The organism is Gottfriedia luciferensis (assembly GCF_001712755.1).
Taxonomy (GTDB): domain Bacteria; phylum Bacillota; class Bacilli; order Bacillales; family Bacillaceae_G; genus Gottfriedia; species Gottfriedia luciferensis_B.
Genome location: NZ_MDKC01000006.1, coordinates 92,513 through 111,205 on the forward strand (window position 1 = coordinate 92,513; position 18,693 = coordinate 111,205).

The 18,693-nt window shown below is 32.8% G+C and carries 18 protein-coding genes and 1 other annotated feature; of the genes, 8 read left to right on the top strand and 10 right to left on the bottom strand.

Features of this window, described 5'->3' with window-relative positions; all coding sequences use genetic code 11:
- Window positions 1-822 precede the first annotated feature (822 nt).
- On the top strand, window positions 823-1,431 hold the full coding sequence (locus BED47_RS07320) for a hypothetical protein (protein ID WP_139116347.1): 609 nt from the start codon (window positions 823-825) through the stop codon (window positions 1,429-1,431).
- A gap of 1,065 nt (window positions 1,432-2,496) precedes the next feature.
- Here BED47_RS07320 and BED47_RS07325 read toward each other — a convergent pair.
- The gene (locus BED47_RS07325; RefSeq protein WP_069033105.1) at window positions 2,497-2,835 is read right to left on the bottom strand and encodes a DUF3889 domain-containing protein; all 339 of its coding nucleotides are present in this window, start codon (window positions 2,833-2,835) and stop codon (window positions 2,497-2,499) included.
- A 199-nt stretch (window positions 2,836-3,034) separates the two neighbouring features.
- Here BED47_RS07325 and sleB point away from each other — a divergent pair, with 199 nt between their 5' ends.
- Complete coding sequence (sleB, locus tag BED47_RS07330) at window positions 3,035-3,820, top strand: spore cortex-lytic enzyme (RefSeq protein WP_439097772.1); 786 nt, start codon at window positions 3,035-3,037, stop codon at window positions 3,818-3,820.
- Window positions 3,821-3,835: 15 nt separating this feature from the next.
- Complete coding sequence (gene ypeB, locus BED47_RS07335) at window positions 3,836-5,155, top strand: germination protein YpeB (protein ID WP_069033107.1); 1,320 nt, start codon at window positions 3,836-3,838, stop codon at window positions 5,153-5,155.
- A 90-nt stretch (window positions 5,156-5,245) separates the two neighbouring features.
- Here the strand turns inward: ypeB and BED47_RS07340 are convergent, their stop codons facing one another.
- The 3 genes from BED47_RS07340 to BED47_RS07350 all read right to left on the bottom strand — a co-directional run bounded on the left by BED47_RS07340 (window position 5,246) and on the right by BED47_RS07350 (window position 7,702).
- Entirely contained in the window at window positions 5,246-6,025 is a 780-nt protein-coding gene (locus tag BED47_RS07340; RefSeq protein ID WP_069033108.1) for an undecaprenyl-diphosphate phosphatase, read from the bottom strand.
- An 86-nt stretch (window positions 6,026-6,111) separates the two neighbouring features.
- Entirely contained in the window at window positions 6,112-7,017 is a 906-nt protein-coding gene (locus BED47_RS07345) for a hypothetical protein (protein WP_069033109.1), read from the bottom strand.
- Between the two features lie 277 nt (window positions 7,018-7,294).
- Window positions 7,295-7,702 carry a cytosolic protein gene (locus BED47_RS07350; RefSeq protein ID WP_069033110.1) on the bottom strand — a complete coding sequence of 136 codons (408 nt, stop codon included), beginning with the start codon at window positions 7,700-7,702 and terminating at the stop codon, window positions 7,295-7,297.
- Between the two features lie 132 nt (window positions 7,703-7,834).
- Here BED47_RS07350 and BED47_RS07355 point away from each other — a divergent pair, with 132 nt between their 5' ends.
- The gene (locus tag BED47_RS07355; RefSeq protein WP_069033111.1) at window positions 7,835-8,086 is read left to right on the top strand and encodes an alpha/beta-type small acid-soluble spore protein; all 252 of its coding nucleotides are present in this window, start codon (window positions 7,835-7,837) and stop codon (window positions 8,084-8,086) included.
- A 128-nt stretch (window positions 8,087-8,214) separates the two neighbouring features.
- Here the strand turns inward: BED47_RS07355 and BED47_RS23655 are convergent, their stop codons facing one another.
- The 6 genes from BED47_RS23655 to BED47_RS07380 all read right to left on the bottom strand — a co-directional run bounded on the left by BED47_RS23655 (window position 8,215) and on the right by BED47_RS07380 (window position 13,712).
- A complete protein-coding gene (locus BED47_RS23655) occupies window positions 8,215-8,364 on the bottom strand; it encodes a hypothetical protein (RefSeq protein WP_175403466.1) in 150 nt (49 codons plus the stop codon).
- Between the two features lie 320 nt (window positions 8,365-8,684).
- Window positions 8,685-10,160, bottom strand: a complete 1,476-nt coding sequence (gene putP, locus BED47_RS07360) for a sodium/proline symporter PutP (protein WP_069033112.1) — start codon at window positions 10,158-10,160, stop codon at window positions 8,685-8,687.
- 42 nt (window positions 10,161-10,202) lie between these two features.
- Window positions 10,203-10,433 (bottom strand): excisionase family DNA-binding protein, encoded by a 231-nt coding sequence (locus BED47_RS07365; RefSeq protein ID WP_025569189.1) that lies wholly within the window; start codon window positions 10,431-10,433, stop codon window positions 10,203-10,205.
- Between the two features lie 83 nt (window positions 10,434-10,516).
- Window positions 10,517-10,873, bottom strand: a complete 357-nt coding sequence (locus tag BED47_RS07370; protein WP_069033113.1) for a nuclear transport factor 2 family protein — start codon at window positions 10,871-10,873, stop codon at window positions 10,517-10,519.
- A 41-nt stretch (window positions 10,874-10,914) separates the two neighbouring features.
- Window positions 10,915-12,348 (bottom strand): proline--tRNA ligase, encoded by a 1,434-nt coding sequence (proS, locus tag BED47_RS07375; protein ID WP_069033114.1) that lies wholly within the window; start codon window positions 12,346-12,348, stop codon window positions 10,915-10,917.
- A 147-nt stretch (window positions 12,349-12,495) separates the two neighbouring features.
- Window positions 12,496-12,707 (bottom strand) — a binding site (T-box leader).
- Between the two features lie 84 nt (window positions 12,708-12,791).
- Complete coding sequence (locus BED47_RS07380) at window positions 12,792-13,712, bottom strand: DMT family transporter (protein ID WP_084006815.1); 921 nt, start codon at window positions 13,710-13,712, stop codon at window positions 12,792-12,794.
- Between the two features lie 348 nt (window positions 13,713-14,060).
- On the opposite strand from BED47_RS07380, the gene BED47_RS07385 reads away from it, so the two are divergent.
- From BED47_RS07385 to BED47_RS07400, 4 genes are all read left to right on the top strand, one after another.
- The gene (locus BED47_RS07385; RefSeq protein WP_069033115.1) at window positions 14,061-15,137 is read left to right on the top strand and encodes a DUF3900 domain-containing protein; all 1,077 of its coding nucleotides are present in this window, start codon (window positions 14,061-14,063) and stop codon (window positions 15,135-15,137) included.
- A gap of 324 nt (window positions 15,138-15,461) precedes the next feature.
- The gene (locus tag BED47_RS07390; protein WP_025568382.1) at window positions 15,462-16,040 is read left to right on the top strand and encodes a biotin transporter BioY; all 579 of its coding nucleotides are present in this window, start codon (window positions 15,462-15,464) and stop codon (window positions 16,038-16,040) included.
- 49 nt (window positions 16,041-16,089) lie between these two features.
- A complete protein-coding gene (locus tag BED47_RS07395) occupies window positions 16,090-17,556 on the top strand; it encodes an AMP-binding protein (RefSeq protein ID WP_069033116.1) in 1,467 nt (488 codons plus the stop codon).
- Window positions 17,552-18,652, top strand: a complete 1,101-nt coding sequence (locus tag BED47_RS07400; protein WP_069033117.1) for an acetyl-CoA C-acyltransferase — start codon at window positions 17,552-17,554, stop codon at window positions 18,650-18,652. Before BED47_RS07395 ends, BED47_RS07400 begins: the two co-directional genes overlap by 5 nt.
- The last annotated feature ends 41 nt before the right edge of the window (window positions 18,653-18,693 follow it).

Consider the following 18,693-nt stretch of genomic DNA (forward strand, 5'->3'; position numbering starts at 1 on the left):
TTAGGCTTATGCATAATACAGTACGAAGAGAGTAAACAAGATTTTACATTAAACTTAACCCAAGTGTTAGTTTTCTAAAAGTACAATAAACTAAAAAAGCAATAGTTTGTAGATTGAATCTCCTATATAACTAAATGATGCGTGTGCGGCCGAGCCTAGGTCGTATCATATAGCAGCGGGTGGAATTCCCGTCGAGAAAGAACTAGCCATTCACTCGTAGCGAGTCTTGGAGGATTAAAGGTAACTTTAATCTTTAAGCGTAGACAGTTAGGTTGCGGACCGAAAGCCAAATGGTTGAAGGGATTGAGCTTCGAAATGTTAGTAAAGCGAGAGGGCTGATGCCTTACGCATAGCAGAAAGCAACATTTTACCTTTCGTTAAGGCAAGAAGGGTAAAGCCTCTCCGGAGTCAGAGACCTTGGCACGTAACACATTGATATCATACGGCAACTCGGGAGACCCTACCGGTCTTTTCAATTAATAGAAGAGTATGGTGTACAAGCGATAACAAGTAAGGAAACCAAATGCCGATGTAGGGAGTCGGATAGCAGTGTAGTACCTATGAAGTTGGGTAATGCCGATGGAGGAAAGACTGCAACCAAAGTATCACCCTTAATAGGGACACATTTACTACACACAGAGGTAGAATAAATGGAAACAAAACTATTAGTAATCGACGTTATGCTTACATTTTATCAAATCCTAATATGGAAAAAAGTATGTTTGTTCATGCGGATATCAATATGCCGATACAGAAAATATTGTGGAAATGTTTCGTAATTTCCAGCAGAAAATAGAAGTAAAGGAAACTTTTAAGATCAAAATGAATCAATTAATAGAAAAAGAATTTATCAGCCAAATCATTTTTTCTAAAATCGGTAGTAATCAAGACTTAAATAGGCACCTTCAGCGGGTAAACCAATTAAAACAAACCGGAATGATAGAAGAGGGGATTGAGACGAAAATATTAATACCCCGTAAACTCATTTCTATTTCAAATCTGGAACTTCAGTTAAAATTAAATCCATTTCATGAATCTAATGAAATTTATAAAGAGCAAAAAGCCATTTATAAAAGTATTGCTCGTAAGTTACGTAAAACTCAATTAAAACAGCACAGGCACTGTATTCGCGATCTTACATTGAAGGGAAGTTTTAGTGATATTTGTCATCATGCGCATGCATATGTTTGCTGGAGAAAATTTATAGAAGGAGCAAATGGATATCACAATGTTCATAATGGACAAACAAGGAAAGATAAATATTATACCCCCCCAAGAGCGTATTATTCACAGCTGTTTAATGAAGACTTGCGTAAATTTGAGTCAGAATGCGAAAAAGCATTTAATATTATTAATGAAGAAAAAGGAGCGTCTAACCTAGATTTTGAACGATTATCAACAAGTATACGAAATTGGTTGTATGTGAGTTAATACTAAATAATTATTATCAATGGGTAGAAACTTTTAAGAATGCAAAAACAATGAAATTACTTACTTTAACAATATTCCGTTTAATCCGATAAAGCTCCTTCAGAACGTTTATGTAAATATTAGCAAACTTCAAAACAAACAAATTTCATATATCAACTGCATAGGTAAATTTAATAAATCAAAATTGTGGTGTGATGTAGTTGGTGATTATTTATAGCAAGTAAACTACTTGCTTTTTTTTATACAAAATCTCTATAAGCGAGTAAACGGATTTGTGTCGCAAAAAAGCCGTAAGTAAATGGATTTGTGTTCAAAACTGCTATTCAAGTAAACAGAGTTATGTCGTAAAATTTCATTAAGTAAACAGATTTGTGTCGCAAGTATATAAAAACATGATTATTTCAAATTGAAAACAAAAAATGGAGTAACTAATTTATAATCGAACGTTCGGCTTTTAGAAGAAATTTTTATGAAATCTCCATAATTTACTAAAAGTAACAGATTAGTGTCGGAGGACAAGAAGGGTAGCTTAAATAGCTGAGGTATTTTATTTCATTTTTTCTAGTTTACATAATATATATTATAGGAAGTTGAGGTGAAATCACTATAATCCATCTCAATTAGCAAGTATTCTTAGTGTTTTGAGATGAAATAGAAAAAATCATCATTTTGTATAATTAGATCAAAAATATCAAATTCTGTTTAAGTGTAACTTATTTATTAAAACCAAAATTCTATCTATTAATTTAATCATTTAACATTTAGCAAAAATAATTAATAAAAATTCTTCAATAAAAAATAAAATTTAATTTGTTTCAGCTTCTACAACAATTCAAACTTTTTTTCTTTATTTAAACTCACTGATTAAGCAATTTTTTTATATGATTTCAATTACCGTTCCATCATTAAAAATTAATATTTGAAACCTTCAATTTTTCTTTTTTTAAATTTTTATATCCTTTTTTCAAACTAATAAACTTCATTTAATTTTTTTGTGATTTCTCTCACAATACTGGTTTCAATAAAAAACATCACGAATTTGTGATGTTTTTTAAATTGAGTTACCTATCGATCTGTTTCAATATATGTAATTCCTAAGTACCTTTCAGTTCTTGGTTCAAATTCAACATTTACATATACCCCGAATTCCCTGCTTCCATCTTTTAATCTTAACCATAATTTGAATTTTTCTACTGAGACTGTTGGTGTTTTTTGTTCCCTTCCTATGTGTAAATAATCTATAACATCCGATTGTGGGTATTTTTGGATTGTTTTTTCAACTGCAATTTTCCCCCATTTAGCATATGGAGGCTCATAAACAGGTTCTGCAGCAACTGAGTTTACATTGCAAAAAATACAAAATAAGAATGAGAAAATGAAAATGGCTCTGAATGTTCTTTTCAAAATACCTCCTCCTTTTTGCTCCTATCTTTACTATTCGACCTCTCTACTCAATCTATTCGCTTCTTGTTTGTGCAATTTATATCAGTTTTTACGCTTTTTACTAATAAAAAGAAATTTTTTACAAATAGTAATCCTATATGTATTTGATTAAGGAGGATTTATTTTGCAAAAAAATTTTCACTATAAAACTGCATTTGTTATCTTATGCATAATATGTATTTCGCTGATTACTTTAAATATTTACTTACCTAAAAAACAAGTTGATGCATTTAGTAGTCAAGTGCTTAGCCGTGGTTCAACAGGTCAAGATGTTAAGGAACTTCAAGAACGACTTATATTTATAGGTTTTTTAGACGATAAGGCTGATGGCGTTTTCGGCTGGAATACTTACTGGGCTCTTCGTAATTTTCAAAAGGAATTTGGTATGAAGGTTGATGGTGTCGCAGGAACAAAATTAAAAGAAAAGCTGACAAAAGCAACTAAAAATTATAAAGGTAATACGGCCAATAATACATCAAATAATAATACTTCTAATAACAACAATAAACCGGCTAAACCAAATACAAGTAACCCTAATAATTCGAATGCAAAACCAAATAATAAACCGATTGCAAACGCACCAAACGGTTATACAGATAACGATATTAAATTAATGGCAAATGCTGTTTATGGAGAATCACGTGGTGAACCATATATCGGTCAAGTTGCTGTTGCAGCAGTCATTTTAAATCGTTTAACAAATGCGTCTTTTCCAAATTCAATCGCTGGTGTTATTTATCAACCAGGTGCTTTTACGGCAGTAGCTGACGGTCAAATTAATTTAACACCTAATGCTCAGGCTAAAAAAGCCGTAATTGATGCAATAAATGGCTGGGATCCAACCACTGGATGTATTTATTATTACAATCCTAAAACAGCAACAAACCAATGGATTCGGGGCCGCCCTATTATTTTAACTATTGGTCAACATATTTTTTGCAAATAATTGTAATGAGGTGTAATTATGAAAGGAAGTTGGATTGTTGCAGGTGCTTTAGCAGCCGCTCTAGTCGGATCTGGTTATTGGGGATACACGCAACATCGTGAATTGAATGAAATGAATTTAAAAGCCGAAAATAATTATCAAAGAGCTTTTAATGAATTAACATACGATATTGATTTATTACACGATAAAATTGGAACGACATTAGCAATGAATTCTAGAACGTCTCTCTCCCCTGCTTTAGCAGATGTATGGCGAATTTCGATTCATTCTAAATCTGACATAGCACAGCTCCCATTAAAATTTGTGCCTTTTGACAAAACTCAAGCCTTTTTAACTGGAGTAGGAAACTTTAGCTATAAAACAGCGGTTCGAGATTTAAATAAAGAACCTTTAACTGCAAAGGAATATAAAACTTTACGTGATATGTATTCGACAGCTGAAAAAATTCAAGATGGACTCCGTAATGTACAAACAAACATCATGAATAAAAACTTAAGTTGGATTGATGTTGGTCAAATGACTGAAGAAAGAAAAGCGCCTCGAGACAATAGTATCGTGGATGGTTTTAAACATATTGAACAAGTAAAAGCAACAACTGACCAAGATTTTGGTCCTACCTTCACAAATGGGCAAGAAGAATCTAAAGGATTAAAGAAACTTACAGGTAAAAAAATCTCTCAGGATGAAGCTAAAAAAATAGCCCAAAAATTTGTTCCGCTTAAAAATGTAAATAAAACTCAAGTTACTAGAAGTGAGAACAAAAATTTCGAACCATTTTATGCTGTTACTATGGCTCATACTAACCCGACCGCTGATACTTATATGCAAATAACTGAAACTAAGGGTTTACCGATCTTTTTTATAACAAATAGACCAATAAATAAGCAAAAAATTAGCTTAGATGATGCAGTAAAAAAAGGTCTAAACTATTTAGATTCTAAAAACTATAAAGATATGGAATTATACGATAGCTCTCAATATGATACAATCGGTGTGCTTCAATATGTTCATGCAATAGACGACGTACGCATCTATCCAGAAGCAATTCAATTAAAGGTAGCGTTAGATAACGGGCAAATCATCGGCTTTAATGCTAAAAACTATATTACTTCAAACCATGTACGTAAAATCCCTACTCCTAAGCTTACGCTTGAGCAAGCAAAAGCAAAGCTTAACAAAAATGTTAAAGTCGAGGAAGAACGCCTAGCGGTTATCTTAAATAGTTTTAATAAAGAAGTTCTTACTTATGAATTTTTAGGTACATATAATCACGATACATATGATATCTTTATTAATGCAATGACTGGTGATGAAGAAAAAGTTAAAAAACTATGAGTAATCAAAAAAGCACAGGTTAATCACTTCCTGTGCTCTTTTGTATACAAAACGATAACTTATCATTTTGTAATTTTTATCGATTTACATTTAAAATATCTTTAAATACTGAAGCACTACGATACTAACCCCTAAAAAGATAACATAATAGCCAAAAATATTCAGTGATTGTTTTTTCAATAAATTGATCATCCAGCTAATGGCTAGATACCCGAATAAAGCGGCGGCTAATGTACCAAGAAATAGCGGGAAAAACGCAATTTGTTCCGCGTTTCCACCAAGTAGATCTTTTCCCTGGAAGACGATTCCACCTAAAATTGCAGGGGTAGATAATAAGAATGAAAAATACGCAGCGCTTTTTCGTTCCATTCCTTTAAATAATGCTGCAGCGATTGTTAATCCTGAACGAGAAACCGCTGGAAATATAGCAAGTGCTTGAAATGAGCCGATGAATAAGGCATCGACCCATGTTAGCTCCTCCATTGTTTTCTTCCCTTTTCTCCTTTTATCAGCAATAAATAAAATAATACCAGTAAAGATAAACTCCCACCCAATCGTTTTACCCGAAACAGATATCTTATCGAAAAAATCTTTAAATAATAAGCCTACAATTACTGCGGGTAATGTGCCAACAAAAAGCAATAAAGTTAATTTTGAAAAAGGTTTTTTTATCAAACCTTTCCATTCTTTACTGTAAAAAACAAACACCGCTAATAAAGTACCAATATGCATTAACGTATCTAATAACAAGCCTGCCTCATCTAAGCCGAATAAATGTCTACCAATATATAAATGACCGGTACTACTGATTGGGAGAAATTCAGTTAACCCTTGAATGATGCCTAATATAATTGCTTCAAAGTTAGACATAATCAATTCTCCTTTCATTCAAATTAGTAAATTATATGCAAAAAAAATTCAATTCTTGTCCAAATTATTAAAAATATAAAAAAGCATCATGTAAGATGCTTTTTGGTTGGTAATCTTGAAAATAACTTACTAGTAGGCTCTTCATTTAATTGGTTTGAAATATAGTTTGTAGCGGCAAGTAGTTTTTCTTCGTCGACATCAGTAGTAATCTCAAGTCGATGCAAAAATGAAATTAAATCTTCCGTTTCAATCATTCGATTTTGTTCATTAGATGGAAAGCAACCTCCAAACCCTCCATTAGCTGATTCAAACCGCTGAATCCCATATGAAAGTGATGTATAGATATTAGAAATGCCATTCCCAAAAGTATTATAAAATTGCATTGAGCAACGCTCTTTAGGAATGTTTATTAATAAATCCTCCAAAAATAACTTAACTTGATGAGGTGTTGCTTTGCCTTGCGTATCAACAAATGATACCTCCTCCACTCCATCATCTAATAATTGCGATGCCAAGTCGATTGCCTTTTGATGACTTACTTTTTCATCGTGATCGCCAAATACTGTTGTAATATAAGCACGCGTAAGCTTTTCATAATCTTTTGTTACTTTTGTCATTTCTTTAATATCTTTCAAAGATTGAGTGATCGAGCAATTTTTAACTTTAACATTGTATGACTCGCTTGTTGAGATAAAAAAGTTAATTTCATCTGCATCTACGACAAATGCTCTCATTAGACTTCTTTTATTTGGTACTAATACTCCATATGTTATGTGATGCTCTCTTTTTAACTTCAATACTAATTCGGTAGCCTTATTAAACTGGAGTTTATCCGGAAAATTCATTAACGTGGACACTTCGATGTGATTTAATCCACTATCAATCAGATAGTTAATCCATTGTAATTTTTGGTCAATAGATAATCGTGATCCATATTGAAAATTAATACGAGGTCCAATTTCTTTTATGAATACAGACTGTGGCAAGTTCAATATGATCGACTCCTATTCTACTTTTTATTTTTTTAAAACTAGCTCCTCTGAAAATATCCTTGTATTAATTCTACTTTAGTCGAAAGTTATTTATGATAGACAAAGTGAATCCTAAAAATAAAAAAAGCTCCCGATAAATATCAAGAGCTTTTTCGAAATCATTGTTTTAAATGAATAACCAAAACAAATTAGTGAAACTTCCATATTTTGCATAAATATCCGATTCAAGAAATATAAACCCGGTATTTTTTGGAAGAATATACATTTATTTGGTAGTTTATACTTCTAAATCTTCGCCTTCTTCAATTACATGGAATAATAGATGAACTAAATGATGAATTGAACTAGAAGCATCCAGTTCAACTTCCTCTTCTTCAGAAGTTTCATCAACGAATTCTAAATCATTTAAATATAAAGCCATGAATTCATAAAAATCTTTCATTGCAAATGAATAGCAAGCAACTGGTTCTTCATCTTCTTCATTATATTGAAGGACTAAATGTGATACATTTCCTTCATTATCCTCTGAATCTAAAAACACAAAAAAGCCTATATTCGTATCGATTTCGAATAAATGTCTAGTTCCACCTTCAGTAGACTTATGGTATTCCTCGTCATTCAATTTTTGGATTAACATATTATCTACATTATCTTCTTTGTGAAATGTTACATTAAAAGATTTCATCATCATTCTCCTTTTATATCGATTGATCAACGCATGTCTTCATTATGTAACATTCCCTATTTTATAGCAATTATTTCCATAATTAAAAAAATCAATAAACGGGAAATCTATAACTAAAAAGGAGTGGGTTTGATGAGTAGAAAGAATAAAATCTTAGTTCCTGAATCTAGAAAAGCACTTGATGCACTAAAAGCAAAAGTAATGCATACAACAAATCCTGAAGATGCTAAATTCGAAGCGGCTGAGGAAGTTGGAGTTCCTTTAACGAAGGGATATAATGGCAATTTAACGTCTCATGAAAACGGTAAAGTTGGTGGACGTATTGGTGGCAATATGGTAAAAGAATTAGTTAGAATGGCGCAGGAGAATTTGAATAAACGATAAAGGTTTTAGAGCATGTGATTGTCATATTAACTATTCGAGACTATTAAATTAAAGTAAATTTAAAAAAATAACCCTGAATCCAAAAAGGAAAAGGGTTTTTTTTCGATCGTATCTCTTTATAAAATTTTTTAGAAAAGTCCATGAATAATATATTTCACAAAATCAGTAAAACCTTCTCCTACACCTGTAAAAACCATTTCGTGATAGGCATTATTCATACTTAATGCAACTGATATACATATAAGGATTGGGACTATAATCATTACTTCCTTTTTCATATAAACAACACCCCTTAAAGTACAATTTAAATTTTAATTTTCTGACTATATCGAAATTGTATACAATGTGTACGTATTATTCAATTGTGAATTTTTACCAATAAAAATTACTTTTTAAACGATAAAAAAATCAGATTGTAAGAAGTAACTTGCTTTAGCAACTACTACAATCTGATTTTATTTTTTTAGAACTTGAACCTGAAAATATTTACTAATTTGCATCGTCAGTAACACATTTGCAAATTGTCAAAAAAAAATAGGAGTGTGCATAGCACGCCCCCTATTTCTACTGATTAAATTTAGAAAATGTATTTTTGTTTTTATGCTATTCTTTTTTCCATTTCCTCAAATTGCTTTTCTACTTTTGGATTTGAATTTGAAGTTAATAGACTAACTACAATAACTGCTAGTAAGCTGAAAAAGAAACCTGGAACCATTTCATATAAGTTGATTGCTTCTTTAATCGCATCGACGCTGATCCAAATGATAACAGTTGCTGCCCCTACTAACATGCCTGCAAGTGCACCCCAGCTAGTCATTCTTTTCCAGAATAAACTTAATAATATAGCCGGACCAAATGCAGCACCAAAGCCTGCCCAGGCATTACCAACAAGATTTAGAATCGTATCATTCGGTGTTAACGATAAAAGTAATGATACGATCGCAACGACTAATACAGCTATTCTACCAATACGAACAAGCTCTTTATCAGATGCATTCTTTTTACCAAAGATACGATAAAGATCTTCTGTTAAAGCACTTGCAGTTACTAAAAGTTGAGATGAAATAGTACTCATAATCGCTGCTAGTATAGCAGATAACAAGAATCCAGTAATTAGTGGATGAAATAATGTTTCTGAGAAATAGATAAAAATTGTTTCTGGATCATCTAATGTTAAGTTGTTAACTGAAATGTATGCAATTCCAACTAGTCCTGTTAATGTTGCACCAACAATCGTAAAAATCATCCATCCCATTCCAATACGACGCGCTGGCTTTAATTCCTTTACAGTTGAAATCGCCATAAATCGAACAATAATATGAGGTTGTCCAAAATAACCTAATCCCCAAGCAAGTAAAGAAACAATTCCAATAAATGAAGTTCCAGTAAAGATATTTAATAACTTAGGGTCTATATTTTTAATTTCATCGAAAGCAGGCTTTACTCCACCTACATCTGTAAAAGCAACAAGTGGTACCAAAATTAATGCAATAAACATAATTAGACCTTGAACGAAATCTGTTAAACTTACAGCTAAGAACCCACCAAATAATGTATAGGCAATTACAACCGCAGCTGTAATAATTAATCCTACTTTATAATCGATCCCGAAAGCTGATTCAAATAATGTACCTCCAGATACAAAACCAGCTGAGCAATAAAGTGTAAAGAAAATGATAATAACAACAGCTGAAGTAATTCTTAAAATTCGAGTTGAATCTTGGAATCTTTTTTCAAAGAAATTTGGTATTGTAATTGAATTATCGGCTACTTCAGTAAATACACGTAGTCGGGGTGCTAATAGTAAATAGTTTAAATATGCTCCAAGCGTTAATCCAATAGCAATCCATGCAGATGAGATACCAGTTGCGTACATTGCACCAGGTAATCCCATTAACATCCATCCGCTCATATCGGCTGCACCAGCTGAAAGAGCAGTAACTGCAGGTCCAAGACCACGATCACCAAGCATATACTCGGATAAACTATCAGTAGATTTTTTATAAGCGTAAAAACCTATAGCTAACATAAAAATAAAGTAAATAGAAATTGATATGAGTACTTGCGAATCCATTTTATCCCTCCGTTATAGCAACTTCTTATAATCTGATTTTATTTAGTCTTCGTCCTTTACATCTATATCTTCAGGAATTGGTTCGTTATAGTAATCTGCAATCATTTTTTTTGCTTTTTCCATTTGTTCTAGATGATTATTAAATTGCTCTTTGTAGATTAAATATTGTTCACCATCATGGACTGCTCTTATTTTTCGTTCTTGAATTAACTGGTTAATATAGGATTCATCAAGATCTAAGTATTCCGCTGTTTCTTTAATTGTTAAATACATTTTGTTCTCCTTACCTACTCATTCTTACATTATCTTACTATTTTTTTGAATATGTTCTTTTGTTTAATATACATATACATTACCTAAATCTCTGTTGGTGTGCCCTGGTGAAAATACATTTTCCATTGACCATCTTTTAACTTCCAAATTGAACTACGTAAGGAATGTTGTTTTTTTATTTCATTAAAAATTCGATAGGTTACTAATGTAATTTCGTCTGATAATGGATGAATTTCAAAATCACTTAATGTCATTTTTACGATTCCAATGCCAGTTTCGAATTGATCTTCTTTATATAAAACCCTTCCTGAACTACCAAATTCAAAAAATTCATCGGCTAGTAGCTTTTTTAGTTCAATTTGTGAGGTGCGAATTTCTGGTTGTAGTAATTTTTCTTCTAACATACAAAGATGCTCTTTTAAAAAATCTAAACTTTCCATTAATCATTCACCCTCTTAGGTTGATTTAGATTGATGTCAAATTAGTAAGCTTTACCCCAATAGACCATTACATCCGTTTTCTTTCCACAGCATACACATGTTTCAGCAAGTTGTTCTTGTTCAAATGGAATACATCTTGAAGTTAAACCAGCCTCTTCTTTAATTTGTTCTTCACAAGCTAGATCCTGACACCACATTGCTTTAATAAAGCCTTGTTTTTCGTCACTGATTTGTTTTAGTTCTTCCATTGAAGTAGCTTCATATGTTTTTTCTGTACGATTGTTTAATGCTTTTTCGTAAAGTGATGTTTGGATTTCTTGAAGTAACTTTGTAATATTTTCTTCTAAAGCATCTAATGAAACAATCGTTTTTTCTCGCGTGTCACGTCTTACTAAAACTACTTGATTCTTTTCAATATCTTTTGGCCCAATTTCAACACGAACTGGAATTCCTTTCATTTCATATTCGTTAAATTTCCAGCCTGGCATTTTATCTGAAGTATCAATTTTTACTCGAGCAATTTTTGAAATACGGTTTTTTAATTCAGTTGCCTTTTCGATCACACCTTCTTTATGTTGAGCAATTGGAATGACCATTACTTGAGTTGGAGCAACTTTTGGTGGTAATACTAATCCGCTGTTATCACCGTGAACCATAATTAAAGCGCCGATTACTCTTGTTGTCATACCCCAAGAAGTTTGGTGTACATATTGTCTTTTAGAGTTTTTATCTGTGTATTGAATATCAAATGCTTTTGCAAATCCATCTCCAAAGTTATGAGATGTACCACTTTGTAATGCTTTCCCATCGTGCATTAAGCTTTCAATTGTATAAGTAGCTTTTGCACCTGCGAATTTTTCTTTTTCTGTTTTTTGCCCTTTAATAGCAGGAATTGCTAAGAAGTCTTCTAAGAAATTAGCATAAACATTTAGCATTTGAATTGTTTCTGCTTGTGCTTCTTCAGCGGTTGCATGAGCTGTATGACCTTCTTGCCATAAGAATTCAGTCGTTCTTAAAAATGGTCTTGTTGTTTTTTCCCAACGAACTACTGAACACCATTGATTATATAGTTTTGGTAGGTCATTATAGCTTCCAACTGTTTTTGAAAAATGCTCACAAAATAGTGTTTCTGATGTAGGACGAACTGCTAATGGTTCAGCTAATTCGTCATGCCCACCATGCGTAACCCAAGCAACTTCAGGAGCAAATCCTTCTACATGATCAGCTTCTTTTTGTAATAATGATTTAGGGATAAACATTGGCATATATACATTTTCATGATCTGTTTGTTTAAATTGAAAATCTAATTCTTTTTGGATATTTTCCCATAATGCATAACCATAAGGTCTTATAATCATACAACCTTTAACACTTGAGTAATCGACTAATTCTGCTTTTTTTACGATATCTGTGTACCATTGTGCAAAATCAACATCCATATCTGTAATTGCTTCAACAAATTTTTTTGTAGTCATTTTCTCTACTCCTATTCATTTTTAGAAAATAAAAAAAACGCGCGAGAATAATCTGTAAGGGACCATTCTCGGCGTTACCACCCTAATTACTATATAGAAAATACGAAATAAGCGGATTTTTATAAACAAAAAACGCCATGAATGATCAAAAGGGACCATTCATGGCGTTACCACCCTACTTATTATGTAAAAGCTCTACATAATCTCTTAACATCTTTAACGGGAAAACCGCTGTAGCCTACTATTATTTCGGTACAGAGACTCCAAGGCTGGTTCAGAATACTTGCTTTAGGAATTTGCACCGACCATTCCCTCTCTTAAAAGCTTATAAACTTACTATTCCTTTTCTAAGTCGTTTATTAATTTAAAGTTATAATACGTGAACAAATTGTATCTGTCAATGTGAATTCTACCCATTTTTTTAAAATTTCTTACATTTCTTACTAGATTGCCTCATTTTTTACTTCTTTTGTTCGTTTCTTGGGTAAGGGAACTTCAGATAGCAGCATACCACCTACAATAAAAGTCCCACCGATAATTGTTTGGATCGATAATGTTTCATTTGCAAAAAGTACTGCGGTAAATGCGGCAAAAACAGGTTCAAAAATAAAAATTAATGCTGCTTTCGTTGAAGAAATATGTTGTTGAGCAAACATTTGGACCCAAAATGCGATACTCGTACAGAATACTGCTGTTACAATGACTGCAAAAATGAATGTCGGGTTGACCCAAAGTTCTTTAGAAAATGAAACGGAAGTATCTTCAAAAATTAGAGAGAAAATCGTACTACTAATGCCAACAGTTGCTAGTTGAATCGTTGTAAAGCTGAGTGGATCCATTTGCTTCGTATATTTTCCTGATAAAATAATATGGAATGCAAATGCAACCGACCCAATTAGTGTTAGTACATCTCCTAGATTTACAGAGAATGAATCACCTAAAGTTAAGAAACTTAGTCCAAGTAATGCAATTAAACACGCAATTACAGTAGACCAGTTAGACCGTTCTTTATAGACTAAATATAAAAGAACAGGTACTAATACAACACATAGACCAGTAATAAAACCTGATTTTGATGAAGTTGTATACTTCAATCCAAATGTTTGAAGTAAATACCCTAAAAACAACATAAATCCAATACCACTAGTAATAACGATTTGTTTAACCGTTAATTTAGTTTTTTGTTTTCTTTTAACTAAAAATGGTAAAAGGACTAAAGTTGCGAGGATAAATCGAAATGCGTTAAATGCAAACGGTTCAACGTATGCAATCGCATTTTGGACTACTACAAATGTTGTGCCCCAAAGTAATGTTACGATAATTAATGAGATTGTAGCTATTCTTTCTATTCTCAGGTCTCTCATCCCCTCTCCCTAAGTTGGTCCCATAAAATGCAAGTAAAGAAAACTCGTTGATTGACGAGCCTAAATGGCGACTATGCTGAAATCACTAGATTGCTGCCTATTTTTTCCCACTTAACGAAAAAAAGATGTGATATTCCCACATCCAAGTACTATAATTTTATTGGTTCCACATTAAATTATATCTTTATTTTATCATAGTGTGTAATGAATTTGTCTCATAACTGTAAAATTTCTCTATCTTATGATAGTTTTTATGGAAATTTTGCCCAAAACTCGATTAGTTCATGATTGACTCATTGAAGCCTCATCCATATACTTAAATACAGAAAAATAGGAAAAGGTGATTGGATGGATTTTGAAATTACATACTTATCGTTTTATGTTGTAACTGTTGAAGGGAAAGGTGAACAATCTGATAAACGATATAAACATTTTCAAACATTAGATGAATCAATGTTTGAAGAAAGCGAATTGAAAGGCTTTTTAGAAGGTGAACTTGAAAGAATTGTAAATCGAAAAGTTGAAAAACATCCAAAATCTGATTCTGTACCTACAAAATTAGGTCACTTTATCGTCGAAGAAGGCCATTCTTTAGACTCAAATCCAAATTATAATTTATTCCAGCGTATACGTGATGCAAAATCGATTGAAGATTTTAAAGCAGAAAATGAGACTTTAGTCATTAATTATATTGATACAAGTGCAGTTCGCGGAGGAGCATTTCTAGTTATTCAAGCGAAACTAAGAAAATATTTTGATGACCCTTTCTTATTTGTACTAAAATGTGATTTTGAACCAAAAGTAGCCTCCATTTCAGATGAATCAACACTCATTAAAACAGTTGAAATGGCAATTACCACGAAAAATATGAAATCAATTCAATACCCTTATATGGAAGAATTAGGGATGATCTCAGAGAGTGAATTAAAAATCCATCAAGCATCTCACGCAAGATATTTTGAAGACTTTTTAAAATTTGTTTCCTATTCTGAATCAATGCCTGAAATTGTAAAATCACAAGTAATGGAAATGGTTTATGACAAAATTGAAGACGTTTTTGAAGAGGAAAGTGTTGAAAGACAACAATTTGATGCAGCAATGGAAGTATGGGCAGCAAGTCCTAAACGTGAAATTCAAGAGCATTTTACACCCAATGAAGTCATCGAAGCAGCAGCACAAATCGTGGAACATACACCAGAAATTGAATTATCATTTAAAGCGGATCATTTTTCTGTAAAAGGATTATTAGCTGATTTTGGTGATAACCTGCATATTGCGAAAGTAAACGGTCGATATGTCGTAATTTTAGAAGCTGATGTATTGCAATTTGAAAAGGGATTTTCTCCGATTGAGTTTTTGAAGCCGGACGAATTGGAAGATGTAATTGAGCGAATTGGTCAGAAAGTAAATATTCCAGGTTATTGATCCATTGTTTAACTCAATTTAAAAATAATGAATATAATTAAAATATTAAAAGACAGTTGGCTATTACTAGCTTGCTGTCTTTTTGATTTCAATTAGAGTAGAATTACCCGCTCCACCAAAACCAATAACTATAATTTTACTTACTCTCTCATCTATAAAATCTTCCAATTTCTACTCTGATCTTTAATTCTCTCTTCTAAGTTTTTTCTAGTTTTCTATCTTACTATAATATATGTTAACCAACTAAAATATTTAGTTGACATATAATTTGAGTTTCATTAATATGAAAGAAGTTATTAGAAAATTGACATTAGGAGAATTAAAATGAAGATCAAAGAAATTACATTTGTAGCAATGTTTGCAGCAGTTATGGGTGTCCTTGGACAAGTTCCTCCGATTATGTTATCCTTTACACCAGTTCCAATTACTTTACAAACACTTGGTGTTCTTCTTACTGGTGGTGTTTTAGGTGCTAGATTAGGTGCATTAAGCCAAACTATCTTTTTATTACTAGTTGCAGTTGGAATGCCGCTTCTATCCGGTGGTCGTGGTGGTTTTAGTGTATTTGCAGGACCAAGTGTTGGTTATTTAATTTCATGGCCTATTACGGCTTTTGTAATTGGGTATTTATTATCTCGTTTTAAAACGTTAAAATTAAAACATGTCTTATTGATTAACTTGACTGTTGGAATTCTATTAATCTATTTAATCGGTATCCCAATTCAAGCGGTTATGATGGGAATTCCAGTTATGACAGCGGCTAAATTAAGTTTAGTTTATATTCCAGGAGATGTATTAAAAGCGATTCTTGCTTCAATTTTAGTATTCAAACTAAGACAGCAACCAGTTTTTTTGAGCACATTGACAAAAAACTATTCAAATCAATCAACAGAAAATATGTAAATCTTTGAGACACTCTAGTTGTGTCTCTTTTTTATAGAGGTGATTTAAAATGGCAAATATTACAGAAACCTATCAGAAAAACGCTAATTTGTCGCCTGACAAAATTGCGATACATACGAGTACGAATCAAATCAGTTATAAGGAATGGAATCAATTAATTAATCAAACGGCTAATTGGCTACACTCTTATCGATCAAATTCGAGAACAATAGGTATCCTTTTACCGAATGGTATCTCGTTTTTGCAGATGTTTACAGGAGCTTCTAAAGCAGGTTGGATCGCTGTTCCCTATGATATGAAATGGAATCTTGCTGATTTGGAAAAAAGGGTAAAGCTTTCGAATCCTTCAATCATTGTTACAACAAAAGAAATGTACAATAAGATTCATTCGATCCATCCAAATGTGAAAGTTTTAGATGATATCCTACAAGAAATAGCCCTATTTGATAGCTTATCTTCAATGGAGATAAATGAGGACCTACCTTTCTATGTGGGATTTACTTCAGGCACAACCGGTAGCCCCAAAGCATTTATCCGTTCTCAAGATTCATGGGTTGCTAGCTTTGATTGTAATCGATTTGACTTTGGATTAGATGAAACTGATCAAACTCTCATACCTGGAGCTTTGATTCATTCTCATTTTTTATATGGTGCAATTAGTACTTTATATTTAGGTGGAACAGTTTACCTTTTAGAAAAGTTTTCTCCTTTAAACGTTATATCAAGAATTAATTCTTTTCCTATTACAACAATTTATGTTGTCCCGACAATGATTGAAGCGTTAATAAAAGAAGGTATTCAAATCGATCAAGCGATGAAAATACTTTCGTCTGGTGCAAAGTGGACTGAAAAATCAAAAGTTGAATTTCGTCATTTGTTTCCTGCGATGACGATTTATGAATTTTTTGGCGCTAGTGAACTAAGCTTCATTACCGTTTTGTCTGATAAAGATGGTGTCCATAAGGCAAAAACGGTCGGGAAACCTTGTTATGGTGTGGAGTTACAAATTCGTCGACCAGACCAAGAGTTAGCTAAACCGAATGAAACTGGAAAAATATATGTGAAAAGTAAGTATTTAATAAATGGGTATTTTGAAGAAAATGAAAGAACTATTCATTCAATTCAAGATGATGACGGCTGGGCTACAGTTCATGATATGGGCTTTATTGATGAAGACGGTTTTTTAACAATAAACGGTCGTGAAAAAAACATGATTTTATACGGAGGTATTAATATATTTCCTGAAGAAATCGAAAAAGTTATTTCTCTTCATCCGGATGTTGAGGAAGTTGCAGTCGTTGGTCTGTCAAACCCGTATTGGGGTCAGATTGTTGCTGCAGTGATCAAAGGTAATAGTAATTCTTTTGAGCTAAAAAGATTTTGTAAGACACAACTATCAGCATATAAAATTCCTCGTAAATGGTTTTTTCAAAATGAAATGCCGTATACGACGAGTGGAAAGATCGCACGCGCAGAGTTAATTAAACAAATTGAAATGCAGGTGACTAACAATTAAAAGAGCTGTCATTGTCAAAGCAAAGCGAACACCTATCGGAAAAAAAGGTGGAATTTTACGAGATTTTCAACCACATGAGCTTGCTGCCCCATTGCTCAAGCATTTGGCAGATGGGTTAAATGAAAAGATTGATGACATCATTTTAGGAAATGTTGTTGGACCAGGAGGAAATGTCGCTCGAGTTTCTGCATTAGAAGCGGATCTTCCTCTCTCAGTCCCTGGGATTACAATTGATCGTCAATGTAGTGCAGGATTAGAAGCGATTCGAATGGCTTGTTACTTAGTTCAAGGTGGTGCTGGTAATTGCTATCTTGCTGGTGGTGTTGAAAGTACTAGTACTTCCCCATTTCCTGCTAGAGCTAGATTTGCACCTGACAAAATTGGTGATCCTGATATGGGCATTGCAGCGGAAAATGTAGCTGAAAAATATGGTATCTCAAAAGAAACTCAAGATGAATATGCGTTATTAAGTTATACACGAAGCTGGGAATCTCATCAGAATGGATACTTCAATGAGGAGATTATTCCAGTTGGTGGTTTTGACCAAGATGAAGTATTTTTCAAAAAAAGGAAAATGGAAGAACTTTTAAAAAGAGCAAAACCAGTATTTAAAAAGAATGGTACAGTCACAGCTGCAAATAGTTGTGGGATTCATGATGGCGCATCCGCTGTTGTCATCATGGAAGAAAATGAAGCGATAAAAAACGGTTTTAAACCAGTTTTACGATTTGTGGATAGTCAAGTTTCGGGTGTTCATCCTAATTATGCAGGTGCAGCACCGATCCCTGCTATTCAAGATTTATTAAGTAGAAACAAATTAACAGTTGCAGATATTGAACTTTATGAAATAAATGAAGCTTTTTCTTCAAAAGTAATAGCTTGTTCAAAAGAACTTTCCATCCCCACTTCCAAGTTAAATAGTTGTGGAGGAGCATTAACGATCGGCCATCCATATGGTGCATCTGGAAGTATCATGGTCACGAGACTTTTTTATGAAGTACAAAGAAGAAAAAACTTACAATCAAGTTATGTAGTCGCTACAATTGGAAGTGGTGGTGGAATCGGATTAGCTGTCTTGTTCGAGGTCGTAAAATAAAATTAATAAATCATCAAGTAGTAAGAAGTATAAAGAGAGGT